This is a genomic window from Enterobacter sp. JUb54, from assembly GCF_014298075.1.
In the GTDB taxonomy this organism is placed as follows: Bacteria; Pseudomonadota; Gammaproteobacteria; order Enterobacterales; family Enterobacteriaceae; genus Klebsiella; species Klebsiella lignicola.
This window is the reverse complement of the sequence record NZ_CP060418.1, coordinates 4,421,774-4,445,963: the sequence shown is the minus strand read 5'-3', so window position 1 is coordinate 4,445,963 and position 24,190 is coordinate 4,421,774. Positions and strand designations below refer to the sequence as shown.

Sequence of the window (24,190 nt, the reverse complement as noted above, 5' to 3'; positions counted from 1 at the left end):
CTTCTTATTGTTGCGCTAGCTGAGTATCAGCAATCGCGCCAAGAACAACATCATGCGGCACTCCGCCGCGTACTTCGCTTTTCCCTATAGCGAGCGGAAGTACCAGCCGCATCTCACCGGCCAGCACTTTCTTATCACGCATCATGTGGGGCAGATACGCTTGCGCAGACATCTCCTGCGGTCCACGTACCGGCAAGCCCGCACGCTGCAACAGCGTAATGATACGCTGAGTGTCCTGTTTGCTGAACTGCCCTAATCGTTCGGACGTATGCGCGGCCATCACCATACCGGCAGCGACGGCTTCGCCGTGGAGCCAGTTACCGTAGCCCATTTCGGCCTCAATAGCATGACCAAAAGTATGTCCAAGATTGAGTAAAGCACGTAACCCGGTTTCGCGCTCGTCAGCAGCGACAACTTCGGCTTTCAGCTCACAACAACGACGAATGCAATACGCCATGGCTTTCTCGTCAAGGGCCATTAGCGCATCGATATTGTCTTCAAGCCAGCTGAAGAATTCAGGGTCAAGGATAATGCCATATTTGATGACTTCGGCCAGTCCGGATGAGAGCTCGCGGGCCGGCAACGTCTTGAGACAGTTGAGATCGACGACCACGGAAACCGGCTGCCAGAAGGCACCAATCATGTTTTTTCCGAGAGGATGATTGACGGCCGTTTTACCACCGACCGAGGAGTCCACCTGCGACAGCAGAGTGGTTGGAACCTGGATAAAGCGCACGCCGCGCTGATAGCTAGCCGCAGCAAAGCCGGTTAAATCACCGACTACACCACCACCGAGCGCCACCAGCGTCGTATCACGGCCATGCGGTTTTTGCAGCAGGGCGGTAAAGACGGTATCCATCACTGCCAGGCTTTTGTACTGCTCGCCGTCAGGGAGAATGACACTGTCAACCTTAACACCCGCCTGCTCCATCACGGAGCGAACGTTATCCAAATAAAGCGGCGCCAGAGTCTCATTGGTGACCAGCATTACCTGATCGCCTGATTTCAGTGGCTGGAAGGAAGCTGGATCGTTAAACAAACCAGCCGCGATGGTAATCGGGTAACTACGTTCCCCGAGAGTTACAGTAAGCCTCTCCATAACGCGACGTCCACCTCAGTTGCTTTTACTCTGACGCTCTTTATTAAGCCAGAATCAATTGCTTTCCAGCATATGAATAATCTGGTTTGCCACGACTTTTGCGCTTTGATCGTCGGTACGGATAGTGACGTCAGCAATCTCTTCATACAGTGGGTTGCGTTCGTCGGCCAACGCTTCAAGAACTTCGCGAGGCGGCGCTTCAACTTGTAAGAGAGGACGCTTTTTATCACGCTGCGTACGGGCAAGCTGTTTTTCGATCGTTGTTTCCAGGTACACCACCACGCCGCGGGCGGAGAGACGGTTACGCGTTTCACGGGATTTCACAGAGCCGCCGCCAGTCGCCAGCACAATTCCCTGCTTTTCCGTCAACTCATTGATGATCTTTTCTTCACGGTCGCGGAAGCCGTCTTCACCTTCGACATCGAAAACCCAGCCTACATCTGCGCCAGTGCGTTTCTCAATCTCTTGATCAGAATCGTAAAATTCCATATTGAGCTGTTGGGCTAACTGGCGCCCAATAGTGCTTTTGCCGGCACCCATAGGCCCAACCAGAAAGATATTGCGTTTCTCTGCCATTTTTTCGGTACTACTAAGACTATTCGTTAATGGTAAACCCGCTTCGCAACTACCCGGCGCAGCAGGACATGAACTGAAACCTCATATGCAATAGAGCGAGAGTCAGACTGAAAATTATCTCAATACTCAGGCAGGTTTGGCAACTGAATATACTCTTCAATATTCAAACTACCCTGCCGTCGGCTGCACTTTTTCGCCTCCAGGTGCATAGTTATCTATGTTTCTGGGGGTAAATCAGCTTGCCGCCTTGATGCATCCTGAGTGATCTTGTTTAAATCACCGGACAAAAAAGAAGATTGATGCCGTACCCGACTCTCAAATCGGTACCCCTTGTATGCTAAATCCGTCCTCACGTCAAACACCTGAAACGTGTTTAGCAATAAAAGGGCTTAATGCACTGCCAGAATTCGTGGGGTGATGAAGACCACCAGTTCACGTCGTTCCTTCCCTTTACCATCGTGACGAAACAGCTGACCAAGCAAGGGGATATCGCTAAGTAAGGGAATACCATCGCGGGCTGATTTCTTTTTTTGTGAAAATATGCCGCCCAGCGCCAGCGTTTCACCGCTTTTCACTTCGACCTGGGTTTCAATTTCTTGTTTGTCGATCGCCAGCACTTCGCCATTCTCCTGTTTCAGGGCCTGGCCCGGCGTATTTTCGCTAATCCGTAACTTCAGGCGCACACGGTTTTGCTGCAGAACCGTTGGCGTGACCTCCATGCCTAACACCGCTTCTTTAAACTCCACCGAAGTCGCGCCGTTTTCACCCCGGGAAACCTGATACGGGATCTCGCTCCCCTGTTTGATACTGGCAGGCTGCATGTGGGAAGCCAGCAAACGGGGGCTGGCGATGATTTCCACCAGCTGCTTTTGTTCCAGCGCCGAGAGCTCCAGTTCCAGCAACCGCCCGCTGATGCGACCGATGTTAAAACCGGCCCGTGTATCGGCATGACTTACCGCCTGCTGACTGCTCAAGGTCGTTAGCTTGCCGAAACCTGGCGTATTGCTGGCCTCGGCCAGACTCCATTTCACCCCCAGTTCACGCAGGCTGGTTTCACTCATGGAAACAATATGCGCAGCCAGTTCGACCTGACCAACCGGGAGATCCATCTCCTGCGCCCACGCTTTCAGGATCGCAAGATGGCGGGCATCATCGCGCATCAGCAGGCGATTGGTGCGTGTATCCACCGTCAGGCTGCCACGAGCGCTGAGTAATTTATCCCCGACCTTCGCCAGCTCCGCCGCGTCGGCATAGTGCAAAGTCATGCTGTGCCGTTGTAACGGCAAGCTAAGTAATCGCTTCTCACGTTCCGCCTCCTGCTGTGCCTGCCGGGCGTTTTTCCAGGCCAGCGTGTGCACATAGAGAACCGTGCCCTGCTGGCTAAGCGTCAGTCCGGCGCTATCGATAACCGACCGTAACGCCTGCTGCCAGGGAATATTTTTAAGATGCAGCGACAGCGAACCGCTGACGTCCGGCGCGATAATCAGGTTTTTTTGCCGCATTTCTGCCAGGGTTTGCAGCACCTGAGCAACCGGCACATCATCAACCATCAGAGAAACTGGCGGCTCATTTTTTGCCGCTCCGCTCGCGGTAAGCGCCATTGCTGGTAGCAGCAGAATCAGCAGGCTTATCCATCGCATCATTTATTCCGACCTCCTTTCGCTTCCACGCCCAATGCAGGGGTTCGCATCCTGGCCCGGTAGTGATTTCAATGCGTTCCGCCGTCAGCGCAGTGACTTGCCAGCCAGAAGGCAAGACGTCATCCACCCGTACGCGGCGCCATTTCCCTGCGCTGTCCTGCAGGTAACCCACGTTCTGCTGCGCAGTACCCACCGCGCCGCCGTAATGCCATTGCGCCAGCTGCGCCGTCTGGCAGCGGTCTTCCACTGGCTCAAACGGATCGCGTTCGGCAGCCAGCCCCGGCAACGGAAGCAGACACAACAGACACCACCCGTTAATCCGCATGCTCGGCCTCCAGCGCCAGCGTCATCTGCAACGATCCCTTGAGAGGATGAAGTGAAAACGCCGTGACGCGCATACTGCACTGCGCGAGCCACGAAAACAGAGGCGGTACCGCCTGCCAGCGGACATCCAGCACCAGTTCTCCCCCTCGCCCCACAGGACGCCAGGCCAGCAGTTTGCTGCCAGCACCGGGCAGATCCATCGGAGAAAAGCGCTGCGTGATGGGTTCTTCAACGCTATCCTGCTGCGCAGCGACCTGTAGCGGCATCAGCCGCAGCCACTGCTGGCGTATGCCGGGAGGCTCATGGCCTTCAACTGGCGCAGGTGGTAACGAGAACCAGAAATACCCCGCCACCAGCAATACCAGCACGATCGGCAGCGCCAGCTGGCCGCCGCGCCCGGTATAAAGCAGCCCGCTCCAGCGCTCAATGATGGCTCGCATCGGCGTGCTCTCCGGCAAGCGAAAAACTAAACTGCCAGTACCCCTGCTCACCGCGACGCGTTTCACCAGCCCTCGCGGGCCGGAACCCGGAAACCGCACTGAGAGCCTGCTCCAGCCCCGCTACGGCGTTCAGGTTCAAGGCCTGCCCGCTCAACGTCAGGGCATCACGCTGATACTCCAGCCGGGTTAACCAGACCTGTGATGGAAGCCGCGTGGCAATGGTCTGTAGACGCTGATGCCAGGCCTCGGTCAACGCTCGTCTGTGCTGCCGCTGGCGCCGTTGTTCCCACTGCTGTTGCCGCTCCAGCAGCAGGCTTTCGCGCTGGCTGAGGGCAGCAAGGAGCTGGTTGTCCGCCGCCATGCGTACCGCGACAGGTGCCTCGCCGGCGTCGCGTGCTGCCCGCTGAGCCACGGCGATCGTCAGCAGCGCCAGTACCAGCCCGATGGCATACAGCATCCCGATGCGCACTCGCTGACGGCGGCGCACGTCACGCCAGGGTAGAAAATTGACCAGGGCAGCCATGGTTAACGCCCGCCTAACGCCAGCCCGATCGCCACGGCAAAGCCATCGCCGCCCTCTGGCAACGGGGGTTGCAGGCGGTAAATGACGCTCCAGGGGTCAAAGCAGGGTTCATCGCCGGAACCAGCAGCGCAATGCTGGAGTGACTCGGCGTTGATCTGCCGGGCAAGCTGGGTAAATGAAGCGGTTTCAGTGCAGGACGAGCAGCCCCAACCCTCTTGCGTGGCCCACAACCAGTTCTGGCCATGACGCCACCCCAGACCGTGCGATCCTGAAGGCAGCCAGGGGAAATAGGCGCTGAGAGCACTGGCATCCGGCACAATCTCTGCCACTCTTAGCTTCAGACGCACCGCGAGCTGGCGCAGCAGGTCGATCTCCAGGCGTTGCGCCGCCGTCACCCGCCATTCAGTCAGTGCCGGTGCGGCCGAATAATCGATGCAGAGTGAGGCGACGGGCATTTCCAGTTGCTGTGCCATAACGCTGGTTATCCATTGCGCGCGTTCACTTTCGCTGAGGGACAGCTGTGTTCGCGGCAGCCGCTTTTGCAGGGTTCGGCTGGCCGGAAAGGCAATGCTGACCTGGTGTTGCAGCGGCAACTCTCGCCGCCAGTGCCGTAGCTGCTGTGCCAGCCCGACAACGTCAACCACCATTCCATGACGAACGGTGCCGGGTGTCAGCGGGATACGCCACCAGCGACATAACGCCCAACGTGAGCGCGCGTAACGCAGCGCCACAAGCACGATTTCGTCCTGCTGGATATGCATCCCTATTCGCCAGTTGCTGAAAGCCATGCTTACGATCTCCTTGTCCGCCATTACGGCTCGACTCTATCAATGCACCAGGCTTGCCTTTATACTACCGCGCGTTTGTTTATAAACTGCCCAAATCAAACTAAATGGGAAATCTCCGGTGAAGTTCGTAAAGTATCTATTGATCCTTGCAGTCTGTTGCGTACTGCTGGGAGCAGGCTCGATTTTTGGCCTTTATAAATATATTGAGCCGCAACTCCCCGATGTCGCGACCTTGAAGGATGTGCGTTTGCAGATCCCGATGCAGGTCTATAGCGCGGATGGCGAGCTGATCGCGCAATATGGCGAAAAACGTCGTATTCCTGTCACGTTGCGGCAAATGCCGCCTGAACTGATCAAAGCGTTTATTGCCACCGAAGACAGCCGTTTCTATGAGCACCACGGTGTTGACCCCGTCGGTATCTTCCGTGCCGCCAGCGTGGCCATGTTCTCCGGGCATGCTTCGCAAGGTGCCAGTACCATCACTCAGCAGCTTGCGCGTAACTTCTTCCTCAGTCCGGAGAAGACTCTGATGCGTAAGATCAAAGAAGCCTTCCTGGCGATCCGCATCGAGCAGTTGCTGAATAAAGATGAAATCCTTGAGCTGTACCTGAATAAAATCTATCTCGGCTACCGTGCCTACGGCGTTGGCGCCGCGGCGCAGGTCTACTTTGGTAAAAACGTCGATCAGCTGACGCTGAGTGAAATGGCGGTGATTGCCGGCCTGCCTAAAGCGCCGTCGACCTTTAACCCGCTCTATTCGATGGATCGCGCTACCGCACGTCGCAACGTGGTTCTGGCGCGTATGCTGAGTGAAGGCTATATCACCCAGACGCAGTACGACAGCGCACGTAGCGAAAGCATCGACGCTCGCTACCACGCACCGGAAATTGCCTTCTCCGCGCCTTATCTGAGTGAAATGGTCCGCCAGGAAATGGTCCGCCGCTACGGCGAGCAGGCCTATGAAGATGGCTACCGCGTTTACACCACCATTACCCGTAAAAATCAGCAATCGGCCCAGCAGGCAGTCCGCAATAATGTGCTGGATTACGATATGCGCCACGGCTACCGCGGCCCGGCAAATGTGCTGTGGAAAGTGGGTGAAACCCCGTGGGATAACGCTAAAATTCTGGCGGAGCTCAAACGACTGCCGGGATACGGGCCGCTGACGCCTGCGGTGATCACCGCGGCGAACCCGCAGGAAGCCGTTGCACTATTAAACAACGGTACCGCCGTCACGCTGAATATTGATGCCGTCCGCTGGGCGCGTCGCTTTATCTCCGATACCCAACAGGGCGCTACGCCACGTAAAGTGACCGACGTACTGCAGGCCGGGCAGCAGGTGTGGGTGCGCCAGGTGGGTGCTAACTGGGCGCTCTCACAGGTTCCGGACGTCAACTCGGCGCTGGTATCCATCAACCCGCAAAATGGCGCCATTATCGCGCTGGTTGGCGGTTTCGATTTCAATCAGAGCAAATTTAACCGCGCGACCCAGGCGCTGCGTCAGGTCGGCTCAAACATCAAGCCGTTCCTCTATACCGCGGCGATGGATAAGGGCCTGACCCTGGCAAGTATGCTCAACGACGTACCGATTTCCCGCTGGGACGCCGGCGCCGGTTCCGACTGGCAGCCGAAGAACTCCCCGCCGCAGTACGCCGGCCCGATCCGCCTGCGTCAGGGGCTGGGACAGTCGAAAAACGTGGTGATGGTACGCGCCATGCGCGCTATGGGCGTCGATTATGCCGCGGAATATCTGCAGCGCTTCGGCTTCCCGGCACAGAATATCGTACGTACCGAATCGCTGGCGCTGGGTTCCGCTTCCTTTACGCCGCTGCAGGTGGCCCGCGGTTACTCGGTGATGGCGAACGGCGGTTTCCTGGTGACGCCTTTCTTTATCAGCAAAATCGAGAACGACCAGGCCGGTGTGATCTTCGAAGAACGACCGAAGATTGCCTGCCCACAGTGCGATGTGCCGGTGATTTACGGTGACACACCGAAATCCAACGTGCTGGAAAACAAGGATGTCGAAGATGTCGCCACCTCTGACACCGCACAGAATATTCCGGTACCGCCGCAGCCACAGCTTGAACAGGCTAACCAGTCTCTGGTCGCGCAAACCGGCACGCAGGAATACGCGCCGCACGTGATTAACACCCCGCTGGCATTCCTGATTAAAAGCGCGCTGAACACCAACATTTTCGGCGAACCAGGCTGGATGGGTACCGGCTGGCGTGCCGGTCGCGACCTGCAACGCAAAGATATCGGCGGTAAAACCGGGACCACCAACAGCTCTAAAGACGCCTGGTTCTCGGGCTACGGTCCTGGCGTCGTCACGTCGGTATGGATTGGTTTCGACGATCACCGCCGCGACCTGGGGCGGACCACCGCTTCCGGGGCGATTAAAGATCAGATCTCCGGCTATGAAGGGGGGGCAAAAAGCGCCCAGCCGGCCTGGGATGACTTTATGAAACGGGTGCTGGAAGGCGTACCGGAAGAGCCACTAACTCCGCCACCTGGCGTGGTGACGGTGAATATCGACCGGAGCACCGGGCAGCTCGCGAGCGGGGGTAACAGCCGCGCCGAATACTTCATCGAAGGCACGCAGCCTACTCATCAGGCGGTGCATGAAGTGGGGACCACCATCACCGATGGCGGTGGCGAAACTCACGAATTGTTCTGACAAAAAAAGCGCCTGCGGGCGCTTTTTCTTTATCTCTGTGCTCGGATCGGCACCTGACTTTCGCGAACTACAACCGCCCCTGAGCCAGCAGCCATTCACGGACCAGGAACAACGCACTGACGTTGCGCGCTTCATTAAAGTCTTCTTCATCCAGCAGCGTCATCAGCTGCGATATCGGCCAGCGCACCTGCGGTAACGGCTCCGGCTCATCGCCCGGCAGCGATTCCGGATACAGGTCTTCCGCCACCAGAATATTCATCTTGCTGGAGAAATACGACGGCGCCATGCTCAGTTTTTTCAGGAACGTCAGCTGGTTGGCACCGAAACCGACTTCTTCTTTCAGTTCGCGGTTCGCCGCCTCCAGCACGGTTTCACCCGGATCAATCAACCCTTTGGAGAACCCCAGTTCATAGGATTCGGTGCCAACGGCATATTCACGAATCAGGATGAGGTGGTCATCAACAATCGGGACAATCATCACGGCTTCACGCGTAGAAGGACGCATGCGTTCATACACGCGACGCACACCGTTGCTGAACTCCAGATCCACACTTTCAACGTTAAAAAGACGCGAACGCGCTACTGTTTCAACATTAAGAATGGTGGGTTTTTGTAATGATTTGCTCATTGTTATCGATCTATGCTGTGATTCCAGAAGGCATTGTGCGATACGCGCCACGGTTTCGGCAATTCAATTCGCCACTAATTTACATAATTGCAACCTAAATAGCGGTAGGCGAACGCTGATTAAGATAAAAAAGTCAATAGTTTGAAATGTCTTTGAGAATTTACTGATTCCTGATTTTTTGCGTTTTTGATAAGCTACCAGGCAGCTGTATCGCATACTAATTTTTCCCGTATTTACACGACATCTGCCACGAGCAAACTGCAGGTTTGCGCAACGTGTTATGCAATCGACGAACCTGTAAGAAAAGAATAACTATGATGGGATGGGCATGGGCACCTTTCTGATTTCTGTCACAGCTCTGCTAATCTGCGCATTGCTCATCGGGTGGTGGTATCGCGTGCATGCCAGACGTCGCCGCCTCCCCCTGCTGCATGCCTTTAGTGACGCCGCGACGCGCAAGATCACGACGGATGAACAGCGGGCGGTAGAAAAATACCTCGAGGGCGTCAATCGCTCACAGCAGACGCCGGCATCCGGAGCCAGCGTGGCGCCGGCCGATCTCTCATTAACGCCTCAGAGCGATACCGTCTTTACCGTCACCCGCGCGATTACGCGCTACGGCATTACCACTGACGAATCGAACAAATGGCGCTATTTCCTCGACTCGGTAGAAGTTCATCTGCCACCGTTCTGGGAACAATATATCAATGACGAAAATAACATTGAGCTGATCCCTACCGAGAGCCTGCCGCTGGTCATTGCACTCAATGGTCATGCGCTCAGCGATTATCCGCAGGAGCATCGCAACTTCGCGCTTGAGCGGGTATCGGCCACCCAGGCCTCAATACGCGGGGAAGAGAGCGAGCAGATTGAGCTGCTGAACATTCGCCAGGAAAGCCAGGAAGAACACGCCCTGATTCGTCCTGACGGCCTTCGTGAAGCCGTCCTCATCGTCGCCTCGTTCCTGCTGTTTTACTTCAGCCTGATCAGCCCCTACGTGTTTACGCCGTGGTTGCTGGCTGGCGGCTTGCTGCTGCTGGCAGCAGGCCTGTGGGGGATCTATGCCCCGCCGCGTAAGACCTCGCTCCGGGAGATCCACTGCCTGCGCGGAATGCCAAAACGCTGGGGCCTGTTTGGCGAAAATGACCAGGAGCAGATCAACAACATCTCCCTGGGAATTATCGATCTGATTTACCCACGCCACTGGCAGCCCTGGATTGCCCAGGATCTCGGCCAGCAAACGGATATCGATATCTATCTGAGTCGCCATGTCGTTCGCCAGGGTCGCTTCCTGTCATTGCACGATGAGGTGAAACACTTCCCTCTGCAGTACTGGCTGCGCAGCGCGATTATCGCCAGCGGCGCGCTGCTGGTGGTGGTGATGCTGTGGGCCAGCGTGCCGCTGAATATGCCGTTTAAATTCACCCTCTCTTGGCTGAAGGGCGCGCAGACAATTGAAGCTACCACCGTCGCGCAAATGGAAAAGTCGCAGGTTCGCATCGGCGATACGCTCAGGTTGAAAGGCATTGGGATGTGTAATATCCACTCTCCCGACAGCTGGACGGCCAAAGAGAATTCGCCGTTTATGCCCTTCGATTGTTCACAGATCATCTGGAATGAAGCCCCGCCGCTGCCGCTGCCGGAGTCCGACATTGTCAGTAAAGCCACCGCGCTGATGCAGTCCGTTCAGCGCCAGCTGCATCCTGACCCGGACGATGATTCACGCGTCAGCCCGGCGCTGCGCTCGGCAATTCAGAAATCAGGCATGGTATTGCTGGACGACTTTGGCGATATCGTGATTAAAACCAATAGCCTGTGTTCGGCCAAAGATGACTGTACCCGGTTGAAAAATGCGCTGGTTAACCTTGGCAATACCCGTAACTGGGAAGCCCTGACCAAGCGCGCCAGTTCAGGCAAGCTGGATGGCGTCAACGTGCTGCTTCGCCCGGTCAGCGCCGAATCACTGGAGAACCTCGTCACCACCTCAACCGCGCCGTTTATCGTTCGCGAGACATCGCGTGCGGCACAGGCGCTGAACAGCCCGGCCCCTGGCGGCTTCGTGATCGCCAGCGATGAAGGCAGCGAGCTGGTCAATCAGCCGTGGCCCACCACCAGCCTGTATGACTATCCGGCCCATGAACAGTGGGGTGAACTGCAACGGTTGGCTGGCATGCTGATGCGTACGCCATTCCACGCCGAAGGGATCGTCACCAATCTGTTCACCGATGCCAACGGGACACAGCACATCAATCTGCATCGCATTCCTGACCGCTCCGGTCTGTGGCGCTATCTTGGCACCACCCTGCTGCTGCTGACGATGTTAGGCTGCATGTCGTGGCACGGCGTCCTGACGATTCGTCGCTACCAGCGCCATCGCCAGCGGATGGAAGATATTCAGAAATACTATGAAAGCTGCCTGAATCCGGTCCTCATCCCCTCGACGGATCATCAAGAGTAATTCCCGGCGCGATGGGTGTGATACCCTGTCGCGCATTTCCCCCCTCGCTGGAGACTCACCATGCACGTAGATATTGCCTGGCAGGAGGTCGATACCGTTCTGCTGGATATGGATGGCACGCTGCTCGACCTCGCCTTTGACAACTATTTCTGGCAAAAGCTGGTCCCGGAAACCTGGGGGGCCGCCCGCGGGCTCAGCCTGACAGAAGCCAAAGAGGCGATGCACCAGGAGTATCATGCGGTTCAGCATACGCTAAACTGGTACTGTCTTGATTACTGGAGCGAGCGTCTGAATTTGGATATTCGTGCGATGACCAGCGAGCAGGGGCCACGCGCTTCACTGCGTGAAGATACCGTGCCATTCCTTGATGCGCTCAAGGCCAGCGGCAAGCAGCGGATCCTGTTGACCAACGCCCATCCGCACAACCTGGCCGTTAAACTTAAGCATACCGGCCTCGATGCACACCTTGATTTATTGCTTTCCACCCACACATTTGGTTATCCGAAAGAGGATCAGCGCTTATGGCGTGCGGTCGAGGAAGAAACCGGCTTTGATGCGCGTAAAACGCTCTTTGTCGATGATAACGAGGCCATTCTGGATGCTGCCGCGCAGTTCGGTATTCGCTACTGTCTTGGCATCACCAATCCGGATTCCGGGCTGGCGGAAAAAAGCTATGCTCGCCACCCAGGGTTGAACGATTACCGGCGGCTGATCCCTTCCCTGACCCAACAGGAGAGGCCATGAAAGAAAAACCCGTCGATGCCGTCAGGCTGGACAAATGGCTGTGGGCGGCCCGCATCTATAAAACCCGTGCGCTGGCGCGCGAGATGATTGAAGGCGGTAAGGTGCACTACAACGGGCAGCGCAGTAAGCCTGGGAAAATCGTCGAGCCAGGCGCAATCCTGACCCTACGCCAGGGCAATGACGACCGCACGCTACTCGTCAAAGCGATCATGGAACAACGCCGGCCCGCCAGCGAAGCCGTCTCGTTGTATGAAGAGACAGCGGAGAGCATCGAAAAGCGCGAGAAAACGGCGCTGGCACGCAAAATGAATGCGCTGACCATGCCCCATCCCGACAGACGTCCGGACAAGAAAGAACGCCGCGACCTGATGAGATTTAAACACGGTGACAGTGAATAACCTTCTATATCCGTAGAAGCCACTGTGACCAGCAAGAGAGATAATTATGACTCAACACGATCAATTACATCGTTACCTGTTTGAAAACGTTGCCGTGCGCGGTGAACTGGTGACCGTATCAGAAACCCTGGCGCAGATTCTGGAGAATCACAGCTATCCGCAGCCGGTTAAAACCGTGCTGGCCGAGCTGCTGGTTGCCACCAGCCTGCTGACCGCAACGCTTAAATTTGCCGGTGATATTACCGTGCAGTTGCAGGGCGACGGGCCGCTGTCTCTGGCGGTGATTAACGGCACCAACCAGCAGCAGCTGCGCGGCGTCGCGCGCGTTCAGGGCGATATTCCGGAAGATGCGGATCTGAAAACGCTGGTCGGCAATGGTTATCTCGTCATTACTATCTCTCCGGATGAAGGCGAGCGCTATCAGGGCGTCGTCGGTCTGGAAGGCGACACCCTCGCGGCCTGTCTGGAAGATTATTTCCAGCGCTCTGAGCAGCTGCCGACCCGTCTGGTCATCCGTACCGGTGAACTTGAAGGTAAACCGATGGCGGGTGGCATGTTGCTGCAGGTGATGCCGGCACAGGATGCACAGGCGGCAGACTTCGAGCATCTGGCGACGCTGACGGAAACCATCAAAGCCGAAGAGCTGTTCACCCTGTCTGCGACCGACGTTCTGTGGCGCCTGTATCACGAAGAAGAAGTGACCGTTTACGATCCGCAGAACGTGGAATTTAAATGCACTTGTTCTCGCGAGCGCTGCGCCGGTGCGCTGAAAACGCTGCCGGATGAAGAGATCGACAGCATTCTGGCTGACGAAGGCGAAATTGATATGCACTGCGATTACTGCGGCAGTCATTACCTCTTCAATGCGATGGATATCGCCGAGATCCGCAATAACGCCTCTCCGGCCGACCCACAGGTTCACTGATTTTCTTCCCCCGCCAGCGGGCCCGGTGTCGGTTTTCTGCCGCCGCCGCCGCTGGCGTGAAATTTTCCTTCGCGAGATGAATCGATTTTCACTGAAAGAGTTACGTAACTTTCTTTCAAGAAAGCGATTACATTCACATTTCAGCAGTTTCTTTAATTACTTTTTAACCAATAAGAAACATCTATCACCACCCATCGCCATTTTCCTGAGATAATCACGCACGCTTCGTGACAGGAGTCACCGTGTTTTTCGTAAGTAAGGCGTTTGTCGAGATACGTAAATCTATGAGCCTGGTCGCGGTCTATACCCCTAAAGAACCCCTACAATTTGAAGCAGTATATCTTAATGGCTAAGGAGCAGTGACATGCGCGTTAATCATGGTTTAACCCCGCAGGATCTCAAGGCTTATGGTATCAACGACGTCCAGGATATCGTCCACAATCCAAGCTACGAAACATTGTATCAAGAGGAACTCGATCCCAATCTGGAAGGGTATGAGCGTGGTACCCTCACCAGTCTCGGTGCGATCGCTGTCGATACCGGTATTTTCACCGGTCGTTCGCCGAAAGATAAATATATCGTTCGCGATGACACAACCCGCGATACCGTCTGGTGGTCAGATAAAGGCAACGGTAAGAACGACAACAAACCGCTGTCTCAGGAAACCTGGCAGCATCTGAAAGGTCTGGTCACCGATCAGCTTTCGGGTAAACGCCTTTTCATCGTTGATGCGTTCTGTGGCGCCAACGCCGACACCCGCCTGAGCGTGCGTTTCATTACCGAAGTGGCCTGGCAGGCACACTTTGTCAAAAACATGTTTATCCGCCCAAGCGAAGAAGAACTGGCACAGTTTACGCCAGACTTTATCGTGATGAATGGCGCCAAATGCACCAACCCGCAGTGGCAAGAACAGGGTCTGAACTCTGAGAACTTCGTCGCCTTCAACCTGACCGAGCGCATTCAGCTGATCGGCGGGACCTGGTACGGCGGCGAGATGAAGAAAGGGATGTTCTCTATCATGAACTACCTGCTGCCGCTGCAGGGTATCGCATCGATGCACTGCTCCGCCAACGTCGGCGAAAAAGGAGATGTTGCGGTCTTCTTCGGGCTTTCCGGCACCGGCAAAACCACCCTGTCCACCGACCCGAAACGCCGCCTGATTGGCGATGACGAGCACGGCTGGGATGACGACGGCGTCTTCAACTTCGAAGGCGGGTGCTACGCCAAGACCATTAAACTGTCGGAAGCCGCCGAGCCGGATATCTATCACGCTATCCGCCGCGATGCGCTGCTGGAAAACGTCGTCGTGCGCGCTGACGGCACCATTGATTTCGATGATGGTTCGAAAACCGAGAACACCCGTGTCTCCTACCCGATCGATCATATCGAAAACATTGTTAAGCCGGTCTCTAAAGCTGGCCATGCCACCAAAGTCATCTTCCTGACCGCGGATGCCTTCGGCGTACTGCCGCCGGTATCGCGCCTGACCGCTGACCAGACCCAGTACCACTTCCTCTCCGGCTTTACCGCCAAGCTGGCGGGTACCGAGCGTGGTGTGACCGAACCAACGCCGACCTTCTCAGCCTGTTTCGGCGCGGCGTTCCTGTCGCTGCACCCGACGCAGTATGCGGAAGTGCTGGTAAAACGCATGCAGGCATCCGGCGCCCAGGCCTACCTGGTCAACACCGGCTGGAACGGCACCGGCAAACGTATCTCGATTAGAGATACCCGCGCCATTATCGACGCTATTCTCGACGGTTCGCTGGACGATGCAGAAACCTTCACCCTGCCGATGTTTGATCTGCAGATCCCGACCTCGCTGCCGGGTGTGGATACGCATATTCTCGACCCGCGTAATACCTACGCGTCGCCGGAGCAGTGGCAGGAGAAAGCCGAGCAGCTGGCGAAGCTGTTCGTTGAGAACTTTGAGAAGTACACCGATACGCCGGCAGGCGCAGCGCTGGTGGCCGCAGGCCCGAAACGCTAACCCTCAGTCGCTAGCGTGCTGCTATCGCGGCACGCTATCTCGGTGACAGGCAGCAAATAAAGAAAAAGCCGGGCGTTCGCCCGGCTTTTTACGTTTATCACTACTCACAGCCTGGGTAGATTAACTCTCTTTCCCTGGCTTCGTAGGCGCCTGTACGCGCTGGAACGGCACCGGCAGCCACGCACGAATCAACAAGCCACCGCGTTCACTGGAGCCAATCTCCAGGCGACCGTTATGGTTATCGATAATACGCTGCACAATCGCCAGCCCCAGTCCGGTTCCGCTGGTGCTTCGGGCGCTGTCGCCGCGAACAAACGGCTGGAACAGATGCTCGCGCTGCTCCGGTTTGATCCCCGGACCATCATCCTCAACCTGGAACCACGCGCTGTTGGCTTCGCTACCGCTGCTCACCTTAATCCAACCGTTGCCATAACGCGCGGCGTTAACCACCATATTGGCCAGCGCACGCTTGATCGACAGCGGATGGATCCGCAGGGGGATTTCGCCTGGCTGCAGGTTAGTCGCGATTTCCCGCTCGTAGCCGCTCTCTGCCGCGATAACCTCACCCAGCACCGAGTTCAGGTCCGCCAGCTCCATCGGCATCTCCTGACCGGTACGCAGGTAGTCGATGAACTGCTCGATGATGGCGTTACACTCTTCGATATCTTTGTTGATCGATTCGGCGAGGTAGCCGTCCTCTTCGCCCATCATCTCCGTCGCCAGACGAATACGCGTCAATGGCGTACGCAGATCGTGACTGACGCCGGCCATTAGCAGAGTACGGTCGTCCGCCAGCTGTTTGACGCCGGCGGCCATATGGTTAAAGGCCCGGGTCACCGATCGCACTTCAGAGGCACCGTACTCCCGCAGCGGTGGCGGAATAATGCCGCGTCCAACCTGCAACGCTGCATGCTCCAGGTCAACCAGGGGTCGGTTCTGAATACGGATAAACAGCCAGGCCCCGCCAATCGCCAGCAGCATAATCGCCAGGGTATAGCGGAACAGCGGCGAGAAGTCGCCCTGATGGATTTCCGTCAGCGGTACGCGCACCCAGATATTGGGTGACAGCCAGGTTTTCAACCACACCACGGGAGAGCTTTTATTCACCTCAACCCGCACTTCGGTTGGCCCACCTAGCTGGTGCGCCATCTGCTGACTTAAGAACTCATAATGCTGCGCCCAACGCAGACCTGCATCTTCCGCCGCTTCGTTGGAGTACAGCGAAATCCCCAGCTCGCGGTAAATCTCGCGCCGAAACGCCGGCGGCACCACCAGTTGGGTACCGTCCTCCAGCTGCAGCTTATCGGTCATCAGCATACGCACTTCGTATGCCAGTACCTTATTAAACTGCTGGAGGCTCGGCAGGATCGCAAAGTTCAGCACCACCAGATAGGTCGTCACCAGGCTGACAAACAGCAGAGTGACGATCAGCAACAGGGTGCGGGCAAACGAGCTTCGCGGCGAGAAGCGCAGGCGTTTCATGCCTTAGCGCCGTCCGGCACAAATACGTAGCCAAGCCCCCACACGGTCTGGATATAACGCGGGTGGGCCGGGTCTTCTTCCACCATGCGACGCAGGCGGGAGATTTGCACGTCGATGGAACGCTCCATCGCCGAGTATTCGCGACCACGGGCCAGGTTCATCAGCTTGTCACGGGAGAGCGGTTCGCGCGGATGGCTGACCAGCGCTTTCAGTACCGCGAACTCGCCGCTGGTGAGCGGCATTGGCTCATCTTCACGGAACATCTCACGGGTGCCGAGGTTCAGCTTGAACTTGCCGAAAGCGATTACCGCTTCTTCCTGCGACGGCGCGCCCGGCAGCTCATTCGCCTGACGACGGAGCACGGCACGGATACGGGCCAGCAGTTCACGCGGGTTAAATGGTTTCGGAATGTAGTCGTCAGCACCAATTTCGAGGCCCACGATACGGTCAACTTCTTCCCCTTTCGCCGTCACCATGATGATCGGCATCGGGTTGCTCTGGCTACGCAGACGACGGCAAATGGACAAGCCATCTTCGCCCGGCAGCATCAGATCAAGCACCATCAGGTGGAACGATTCGCGGGTTAACAGACGATCCATCTGTTCAGCGTTGGCGACGCTACGAACCTGGAAGCCTTGCTCGGTCAGATAACGTTCGAGCAGCGCACGCAGACGCATGTCATCATCGACAACAAGAATCTTATAATTCTCTTGCATTGTTTATACTCCCAAAGGTTCACTGCATTTGTCAGTGCGTATTCTCAAAAAAGCCCGGCTCGCCCACCAGCTAAATCTGGTATATATTCCAGGCTAAATTGTTACAAAGCATATTTAACAGCAGCTTAAGCATACATTTAATCATAAGACACATTATTTATCCTGTCGGTATTATTACGCACTACGAATTGTGCGCAACCGCACATCCCCACGTGCAATACCGGTAACCTGAAGGTAGATCGATGAATGAAAACGCCGCTGATCACCCGTGAAGGGTATGAAAAACTTAAAAAAGAAATGGACTACTTGTGGCGTGAAGAGCGTCCGGAAGTGACGAAGAAAGTCACCTGGGCTGCCAGCCTCGGTGACCGAAGCGAGAATGCGGATTACCAGTACAACAAGAAGCGTCTGCGCGAAATCGACCGCCGGGTACGCTATCTCACCAAATGCCTGGAGCATCTGAAGATTGTCGATTACTCCCCGCAGCAGGAAGGCAAAGTGTTCTTCGGCGCGTGGGTGGAAATCGAGAACGACGACGGCGATACCAAGCGTTTTCGCATCGTGGGCTACGATGAAATCTTCGGGCGCAAAGACTACATCTCCATCGACTCGCCGATGGCCCGCGCGCTGTTGAAAAAAGAGGTCGGCGACCTGGCGGTGGTCAACACCCCGGCAGGCGAAGCCAGCTGGTACGTGAACGAGATTGAATATGTTAAATAGCGCGTCCGGAACATTCTGAGAGCCTCGTGCGGCGACTGGCATTTTACCGTGCCAGCCCGTATAACTATCCCCTGATTTTCGATCCACAAGATGAAATAGACATGATGAATGATTCGCTCTGCCGCATTATTGCGGGTGAACTTCAGGCCAGGTCTGAACAGGTAGAAGCTGCCGTTCGCCTGCTTGATGAAGGGAATACCGTGCCGTTTATTGCACGCTATCGTAAAGAAGTCACCGGCGGTCTGGATGACACGCAGCTGCGTAATCTGGAAACCCGTCTCGGTTATTTGCGTGAACTGGAAGACCGCCGTCAGTCGATTCTCAAATCGATCGGCGAACAGGGCAAGCTGACCGACGCGCTGGAAAAAGCCATCACCACCACCCTGAGCAAAACCGAGCTCGAAGACCTCTACCTGCCGTACAAACCCAAACGCCGCACCCGCGGGCAGATTGCGATTGAGGCCGGACTGGAGCCGCTGGCAGACCTGCTGTGGAACGAACCGTCCCACGATCCGGAGACGGAAGCCGCCAGATTTATCGACGCCGACAAAGGTGTCGCCGATACCAAAGCCGCCCTGGATGGCGCACGCTACATTCTGATGGAGCGTTTCGCCGAAGACGCCCAGCTGCTGGCAAAAGTACGCGACTATCTGTGGAAGAATGCCCACCTGGTCGCCACCGTCGTGACGGGTAAAGAAGAAGAAGGCGCCAAGTTCCGCGACTACTTCGACCATCACGAGCCGATCGCTACCGTCCCTTCACACCGTGCGCTGGCGATGTTCCGTGGGCGCAACGAAGGCATACTGCAGCTGGCCCTCAATGCCGACCCGCAGTTCGACGAGCCGCCGAAAGAGAGCCAGTGCGAGCTCATTATTATCAATCACCTTGGCCTGCGCCTGAACAACGCCCCGGCAGACAGCTGGCGTAAAGGCGTGGTGAGCTGGACGTGGCGCATTAAGGTGCTGATGCACCTCGAAACCGAACTGATGGGCACCGTCCGTGAACGCGCGGAAGACGAAGCAATCAACGTCTTCGCCCGCAACCTGCACGATCTGCTGATGGCGGCGCCTGCTGGCCTGCGCGCCACCATGGGCCTCGATCCGGGTCTGCGTACCGGGGTGAAGGTCGCGGTTGTCGATGGCACCGGTAAACTGGTAGCCACCGATACCATCTACCCGCACACCGGGCAGGCCGCCAAAGCGGCGGTTGCCGTGGCTGCGCTGTGTGAAAAACACAACGTCGAACTGGTGGCGATCGGTAACGGCACCGCTTCCCGCGAAACCGAGCGTTTCTTCCTCGACGTGCAGCAGCAGTTCCCGAAAGTTACCGCGCAGAAGGTGATCGTTAGCGAAGCGGGCGCCTCCGTCTACTCCGCCTCCGAACTCGCGGCGCTGGAGTTCCCGGACCTCGACGTCTCCATTCGTGGTGCAGTATCTATCGCCCGTCGCCTGCAGGACCCGCTGGCCGAGCTGGTTAAAATCGACCCGAAATCCATTGGCGTGGGCCAGTATCAGCACGACGTCAGCCAGTCGCAGCTGGCGCGTAAGCTGGATGCGGTCGTCGAGGACTGCGTAAACGCCGTCGGCGTAGATCTGAACACCGCCTCCGTACCGCTGCTCACCCGCGTGGCCGGTCTGACCCGAATGATGGCGCAGAATATCGTCGCCTGGCGTGATGAAAACGGTCAGTTCCAGAACCGCCAGCAACTGCTGAAAGTGAGCCGCCTCGGGCCAAAAGCCTTTGAACAGTGTGCCGGCTTCCTGCGCATCAACCACGGCGATAACCCGCTGGATGCCTCTACCGTGCACCCGGAAGCCTACCCGATCGTGGAGCGCATTCTGGCCGCCACCCAGCAGGCGCTAAACGACCTGATGGGCAACAGCAGCGAACTGCGCAACCTGAAAGCCGTCGATTTCACCGATGACAAGTTTGGTGTGCCGACGGTATCCGACATCATCAAAGAGCTGGAAAAACCGGGGCGTGACCCGCGTCCAGAGTTCAAAACCGCGAAGTTTGCCGACGGCGTCGAGACCATGAACGACCTGCTGCCCGGCATGGTGCTTGAAGGGGCGGTCACCAACGTCACCAACTTTGGCGCCTTTGTCGATATCGGCGTTCACCAGGATGGCCTCGTGCATATCTCATCGCTGTCGAATAAATTCGTCGAGGACCCGCATACTGTGGTCAAAGCCGGCGATATCGTGCAGGTGAAAGTGATGGAGGTCGATCTGCAGCGCAAGCGTATCGCCTTAACCATGCGCCTGGACGAGCAGCCAGGTGAGAGTAACGCCCGACGCGGCGGCGGCAGCGAACGCCCGCAGGGCAACCGCCCGGCAGCGAAAGCAGCAAAACCTCGCGGCCGCGAAACGGCGTCAGCCGGTAACAGCGCCATGATGGACGCGCTGGCTGCGGCAATGGGCAAAAAACGTTAATGCCTTCCCGGCCCCTCGCTATGAGGGGCCGTTTTCTTACCTGCAACGCTCGCCATTCCCTTTCCCTCTGCCAGTAATCTCTGAGTGTTTATATATTCTCGTAACCGGTTAATTACCGTTAATTACGGTCAATAAAATGAGTAAATATTCTCCGCATAAAGATTTCATTTTGTTAACCAATGAAACCTTAATTAAACATTAACGACAGCGGCTCACTTTGGCCTTATTTTTCGCCACACCACAGACCTTGCGTCATATCAAAAAACCGGCAAATTTGCCGGGCTAAGTTGATTATTACACCGCTTATGTATTGATGATAAAAACCATTATCATTATCATCATTTATAGTCAGTATATATTTTCTCCGTTGGCGATGCTCCCCGGCGCGGTGTAGCTATCGTATGCAATCCGTTCTCATTGACTTAGCGATGACAAGTAGGCCCTATGCAATTCACTCCTCATAGTGCGTGGAAAATCACTGGTTTCTCTCGCGATATTAGCCCGGCTTATCGTCAGAAACTGCTGTCTCTTGGAATGCTGCCGGGCTCTTCTTTTAGTGTGGTTCGCGTCGCACCGCTTGGCGATCCCGTTCATATCGAAACCCGGCGCGTGAGCCTGGTATTACGTAAAAAAGATCTCGAATTAATCGAACTGGAAGCGGTTGCACAATAACGCCAGCCCGGCACTTAGAGTCTGAAATATGAAAAAATTAACCATTGGTTTAATTGGAAATCCTAATTCCGGTAAAACAACGTTATTCAACCAGCTCACCGGCGCCCGCCAGCGCGTAGGCAACTGGGCCGGGGTGACCGTTGAGCGCAAAGAAGGGGCGTTTAGCACCACGGACCACCAGGTCACGCTGGTTGACCTGCCGGGAACATACTCGCTCACCACCATCTCTTCGCAGACCTCTCTGGATGAGCAGATTGCCTGCCACTATATCCTCAGCGGCGACGCCGACATGCTGATTAACGTGGTCGACGCCTCGAACCTGGAACGTAACCTCTACCTGACGCTCCAGTTACTGGAACTCGGATTCCCCTGCATCGTCGCCCTGAATATGCTGGATATCGCCGAGAAGCAAAAAATCCGTATCGACGTTGATGCGCTTGCGGCCCGTCTCGGCTGCCCGGTGATCCCGCTGGTTTCTACGCGCGGTCGCGGGATCGAAGCCTTAAAAATGGCGGTCGATCGCCACCAGCAAAATACCGCGCTCGAACTGGTGCACTATCCGCAGCCGCTGCTGCGTGAAGCCGACATGCTGGCCCAGGAGATGGCGCAGGAAATCCCGGCACGTCAACGCAGCTGGCTGGGTCTGCAGATGCTGGAGGGCGATATTTACAGCCGCGCTTACGCCGGTAATGCCGAGCATAAACTGGAGTCCGCTCTCGCCAACCTGAGCAACGAGATTGACGACCCGGCGCTGCATATTGCCGACGCCCGCTATCAAAGCATCGCCGCCATCTGCGATGCGGTCAGCAACACCCTGACCGCCGAACCGAGCCGCTTCACCGCCGCGATGGATAAAATCGTCCTCAGCCGCGTGCTGGGGCTGCCGGTGTTTCTGTTTGTCATGTACCTGATGTTCCTGCTGGCGATCAACATCGGCGGCGCGCTGCAGCCGTTCTTTGACGCCGGTTCCGTGGCTATCTTTATCCACGGTATCCAGTGGCTGGGCTACACCCTGCACCTTCCGGACTGGCTGACCGTTTTCCTGGCCCAGGGGATTGGCGGCGGTATCAATACCGTCCTGCCGCTGGTGCCGCAGATTGGCATGATGTACCTGTTCCTCTCCTTCCTTGAGGACTCCGGTTATATGGCGCGCGCGGCGTTCGTCATGGACCGCCTGATGCAGGCGCTGGGTCTGCCGGGCAAATCCTTCGTGCCGCTAATTGTCGGCTTCGGCTGTAACGTCCCGTCGGTGATGGGGGCGCGCACGCTGGATGCACCGCGTGAACGCCTGATGACTATCATGATGGCGCCGTTTATGTCCTGCGGCGCACGCCTGGCGATCTTCGCCGTCTTCGCCGCCGCGTTTTTTGGTCAGAACGGTGCGCTGGCGGTGTTCTCGCTGTATCTGCTTGGCATTGTGATGGCGATCCTGACCGGTCTGATGCTCAAGCACACCATCATGCGTGGCGAAGCCTCGCCGTTCGTGATGGAGCTTCCGGTCTATCACGTTCCGCATATTAAGAGCCTGATTATCCAGACCTGGCAGCGCCTGAAGGGCTTCGTGCTGCGCGCGGGTAAAGTTATCGTCATCGTCAGTATCTTCCTCAGCGCCCTGAACAGCTTCTCGCTCAACGGAAAACTGGTGAACAACATCAACGATTCGGCGCTGGCGTCGGTCAGCCGGGTGATCACGCCGATTTTCAAACCAATCGGCGTGCATGAAGATAACTGGCAGGCGACGGTCGGGCTGTTTACCGGCGCAATGGCCAAAGAAGTGGTGGTCGGGACGCTGAACACGCTCTACACCGCGGAAGATATCCAGAATGAAGCCTTTAACCCGCAGGAGTTCCACCTTGGTGACGAGCTACTAGCGGCGGTAGACGAGACATGGCAGAGCCTGAAAGATACCTTCAGCCTGAGCGTGCTGGCTAACCCTATCGAAGCCAGCAAAGGCGATGGTGAAATGGAAACCGGCGCCATGGGCGTGATGGGCAGCAAGTTCGGCAGCGCTGCGGCCGCCTACAGCTACCTGATTTTCGTTCTGCTCTATATTCCGTGCATCTCGGTGATGGGGGCTATCGCCCGCGAATCCAGCCGCGGCTGGATGTCATTCTCCATCCTGTGGGGGCTGAACATCGCTTATTCGCTCTCGACGCTGTACTACCAGACCGTCAGCTTCAGCCAGCATCCACGCTATAGCCTGGTGTGCATCCTGTCGGTGATCCTGTTTAACATCGTGGTCTTTGGTCTGCTGCGCCGGGCGCGGAGCCGGGTGGATGTCTCGCTGCTGGCCACGCGTAAAACGCCGTCATCCTGCTGCCAGAGCCCGGCAGGGGATTGCCACTAGGAAACCATGATGGCGTCACTGATTGAAGTCCGCGATATGCTGGCCCTGCAGGGACGGATGGAGGCGACGCAGCTCAGCGCTCGTCTCCATGCGCCGCAGCCGCTGGTTGACGCCATGCTGAGTCGCCTGGAGGCCATGGGAAAAGTCGTGCGCATCAAGGAAGACAAAGACAGCTGCTTGTCCGGTAGCTGCAAAAGCTGCCCGGAGGGCAACGCCTGTTTGCGGGAGTGGTGGGCACTGCGCTGAGCGCCATGACGGCGCGAAGAACAAAGCGAAGCGGGTCCTGAGACCCGCTTTTTGCTTATTTGTAGACGTCGGCGTTAGCGTGCACGGTTTTCTCGTTTTTCTCACCGGCAATAACCACAAAATACTTGCCGCCCAGCTCATCCGCTTTCTTCGACAGATCGCGTTTTGCATCCATCGGAGATGTCGTTTTAGAGGTGGTAATGCTTCCGACTTTCGTCAAATTCATCGATGCAACTTCATCTTTTTGAATCTCTTTCGCCGCAAAAACGCCAAAAGACAGGGATCCAATAACCAGAGATGCAGCAATACCCGTAATAAGTTTCATAGCCTAACTCTCCATCAGGTTGTTTTTATAGGACGCGGTGATG

General features: G+C 56.5%; 22 protein-coding genes. 11 read left to right on the top strand and 11 right to left on the bottom strand.

The genetic code is table 11. From position 1 onward, the window contains the following. Positions 1–4: 4 nt before the first annotated feature. The 7 genes from aroB to HF679_RS20390 all read right to left on the bottom strand — a co-directional run bounded on the left by aroB (position 5) and on the right by HF679_RS20390 (position 5,390). Complete coding sequence (aroB, locus tag HF679_RS20420) at positions 5–1,099, bottom strand: 3-dehydroquinate synthase (RefSeq protein ID WP_174510131.1); 1,095 nt, start codon at positions 1,097–1,099, stop codon at positions 5–7. 54 nt (positions 1,100–1,153) lie between these two features. Then, positions 1,154–1,675, bottom strand: coding sequence for a shikimate kinase AroK (gene aroK, locus HF679_RS20415; protein WP_004868452.1), 522 nt, complete (start codon positions 1,673–1,675; stop codon positions 1,154–1,156). A gap of 389 nt (positions 1,676–2,064) precedes the next feature. Then, complete coding sequence (gene hofQ, locus HF679_RS20410) at positions 2,065–3,318, bottom strand: DNA uptake porin HofQ (protein ID WP_123757337.1); 1,254 nt, start codon at positions 3,316–3,318, stop codon at positions 2,065–2,067. Then, complete coding sequence (locus HF679_RS20405; protein ID WP_123757336.1) at positions 3,242–3,640, bottom strand: HofP DNA utilization family protein; 399 nt, start codon at positions 3,638–3,640, stop codon at positions 3,242–3,244. Before HF679_RS20405 ends, hofQ begins: the two co-directional genes overlap by 77 nt. Next, positions 3,630–4,079 carry a hypothetical protein gene (locus tag HF679_RS20400; RefSeq protein ID WP_123757335.1) on the bottom strand — a complete coding sequence of 150 codons (450 nt, stop codon included), beginning with the start codon at positions 4,077–4,079 and terminating at the stop codon, positions 3,630–3,632. Before HF679_RS20400 ends, HF679_RS20405 begins: the two co-directional genes overlap by 11 nt. Beyond that, positions 4,063–4,602, bottom strand: a complete 540-nt coding sequence (locus tag HF679_RS20395; RefSeq protein WP_154145002.1) for a PilN domain-containing protein — start codon at positions 4,600–4,602, stop codon at positions 4,063–4,065. Before HF679_RS20395 ends, HF679_RS20400 begins: the two co-directional genes overlap by 17 nt. A gap of 2 nt (positions 4,603–4,604) precedes the next feature. Further along, positions 4,605–5,390 carry a pilus assembly protein gene (locus tag HF679_RS20390; RefSeq protein ID WP_123757333.1) on the bottom strand — a complete coding sequence of 262 codons (786 nt, stop codon included), beginning with the start codon at positions 5,388–5,390 and terminating at the stop codon, positions 4,605–4,607. Positions 5,391–5,508: 118 nt separating this feature from the next. Between HF679_RS20390 and mrcA the strand changes: the two genes are divergently transcribed. Then, a complete protein-coding gene (gene mrcA, locus HF679_RS20385) occupies positions 5,509–8,067 on the top strand; it encodes a peptidoglycan glycosyltransferase/peptidoglycan DD-transpeptidase MrcA (RefSeq protein ID WP_187042341.1) in 2,559 nt (852 codons plus the stop codon). Positions 8,068–8,134: 67 nt separating this feature from the next. Here the strand turns inward: mrcA and nudE are convergent, their stop codons facing one another. Beyond that, positions 8,135–8,695, bottom strand: a complete 561-nt coding sequence (nudE, locus tag HF679_RS20380) for an ADP compounds hydrolase NudE (RefSeq protein WP_123757331.1) — start codon at positions 8,693–8,695, stop codon at positions 8,135–8,137. 328 nt (positions 8,696–9,023) lie between these two features. On the opposite strand from nudE, the gene HF679_RS20375 reads away from it, so the two are divergent. The 5 genes from HF679_RS20375 (at position 9,024) to pckA (ending at position 15,207) form a co-directional block, all read left to right on the top strand. After that, positions 9,024–11,153, top strand: a complete 2,130-nt coding sequence (locus tag HF679_RS20375) for an intracellular growth attenuator family protein (RefSeq protein ID WP_123757330.1) — start codon at positions 9,024–9,026, stop codon at positions 11,151–11,153. Between the two features lie 60 nt (positions 11,154–11,213). After that, positions 11,214–11,897: a GMP/IMP nucleotidase gene (yrfG, locus tag HF679_RS20370; protein WP_123757329.1), complete on the top strand. Its 684-nt coding sequence runs from the start codon at positions 11,214–11,216 to the stop codon at positions 11,895–11,897. Continuing rightward, positions 11,894–12,295, top strand: coding sequence for a ribosome-associated heat shock protein Hsp15 (gene hslR / locus HF679_RS20365; RefSeq protein ID WP_123757328.1), 402 nt, complete (start codon positions 11,894–11,896; stop codon positions 12,293–12,295). Before yrfG ends, hslR begins: the two co-directional genes overlap by 4 nt. A 40-nt stretch (positions 12,296–12,335) precedes the next feature. After that, the gene (gene hslO / locus HF679_RS20360) at positions 12,336–13,220 is read left to right on the top strand and encodes an Hsp33 family molecular chaperone HslO (protein WP_174510152.1); all 885 of its coding nucleotides are present in this window, start codon (positions 12,336–12,338) and stop codon (positions 13,218–13,220) included. A gap of 364 nt (positions 13,221–13,584) precedes the next feature. Next, complete coding sequence (gene pckA / locus HF679_RS20355; protein ID WP_123757326.1) at positions 13,585–15,207, top strand: phosphoenolpyruvate carboxykinase (ATP); 1,623 nt, start codon at positions 13,585–13,587, stop codon at positions 15,205–15,207. Positions 15,208–15,327: 120 nt separating this feature from the next. Here pckA and envZ read toward each other — a convergent pair whose 3' ends face one another. Both envZ and ompR read right to left on the bottom strand, forming a co-directional pair. Beyond that, entirely contained in the window at positions 15,328–16,689 is a 1,362-nt protein-coding gene (envZ, locus tag HF679_RS20350) for a two-component system sensor histidine kinase EnvZ (protein WP_123757325.1), read from the bottom strand. Continuing rightward, positions 16,686–17,405, bottom strand: coding sequence for a two-component system response regulator OmpR (ompR, locus tag HF679_RS20345; RefSeq protein WP_006177890.1), 720 nt, complete (start codon positions 17,403–17,405; stop codon positions 16,686–16,688). The genes envZ and ompR overlap by 4 nt, the downstream gene beginning before the upstream one ends. A 246-nt stretch (positions 17,406–17,651) precedes the next feature. Between ompR and greB the strand changes: the two genes are divergently transcribed. The 5 genes from greB (at position 17,652) to feoC (ending at position 23,822) form a co-directional block, all read left to right on the top strand. Then, a complete protein-coding gene (greB, locus tag HF679_RS20340) occupies positions 17,652–18,125 on the top strand; it encodes a transcription elongation factor GreB (RefSeq protein WP_123757324.1) in 474 nt (157 codons plus the stop codon). Between the two features lie 101 nt (positions 18,126–18,226). Next, complete coding sequence (locus HF679_RS20335; protein ID WP_187042340.1) at positions 18,227–20,557, top strand: Tex family protein; 2,331 nt, start codon at positions 18,227–18,229, stop codon at positions 20,555–20,557. A 444-nt stretch (positions 20,558–21,001) separates the two neighbouring features. Further along, a complete protein-coding gene (gene feoA, locus HF679_RS20330; protein ID WP_123757322.1) occupies positions 21,002–21,229 on the top strand; it encodes a ferrous iron transporter A in 228 nt (75 codons plus the stop codon). Positions 21,230–21,257: 28 nt separating this feature from the next. Then, the gene (feoB, locus tag HF679_RS20325) at positions 21,258–23,576 is read left to right on the top strand and encodes a Fe(2+) transporter permease subunit FeoB (protein WP_123757321.1); all 2,319 of its coding nucleotides are present in this window, start codon (positions 21,258–21,260) and stop codon (positions 23,574–23,576) included. Positions 23,577–23,585: 9 nt separating this feature from the next. Beyond that, positions 23,586–23,822 (top strand): [Fe-S]-dependent transcriptional repressor FeoC, encoded by a 237-nt coding sequence (gene feoC / locus HF679_RS20320; RefSeq protein WP_123757388.1) that lies wholly within the window; start codon positions 23,586–23,588, stop codon positions 23,820–23,822. 55 nt (positions 23,823–23,877) lie between these two features. Here the strand turns inward: feoC and HF679_RS20315 are convergent, their stop codons facing one another. Continuing rightward, complete coding sequence (locus HF679_RS20315; RefSeq protein WP_123757320.1) at positions 23,878–24,147, bottom strand: YdgH/BhsA/McbA-like domain containing protein; 270 nt, start codon at positions 24,145–24,147, stop codon at positions 23,878–23,880. Positions 24,148–24,190: the final 43 nt, after the last annotated feature.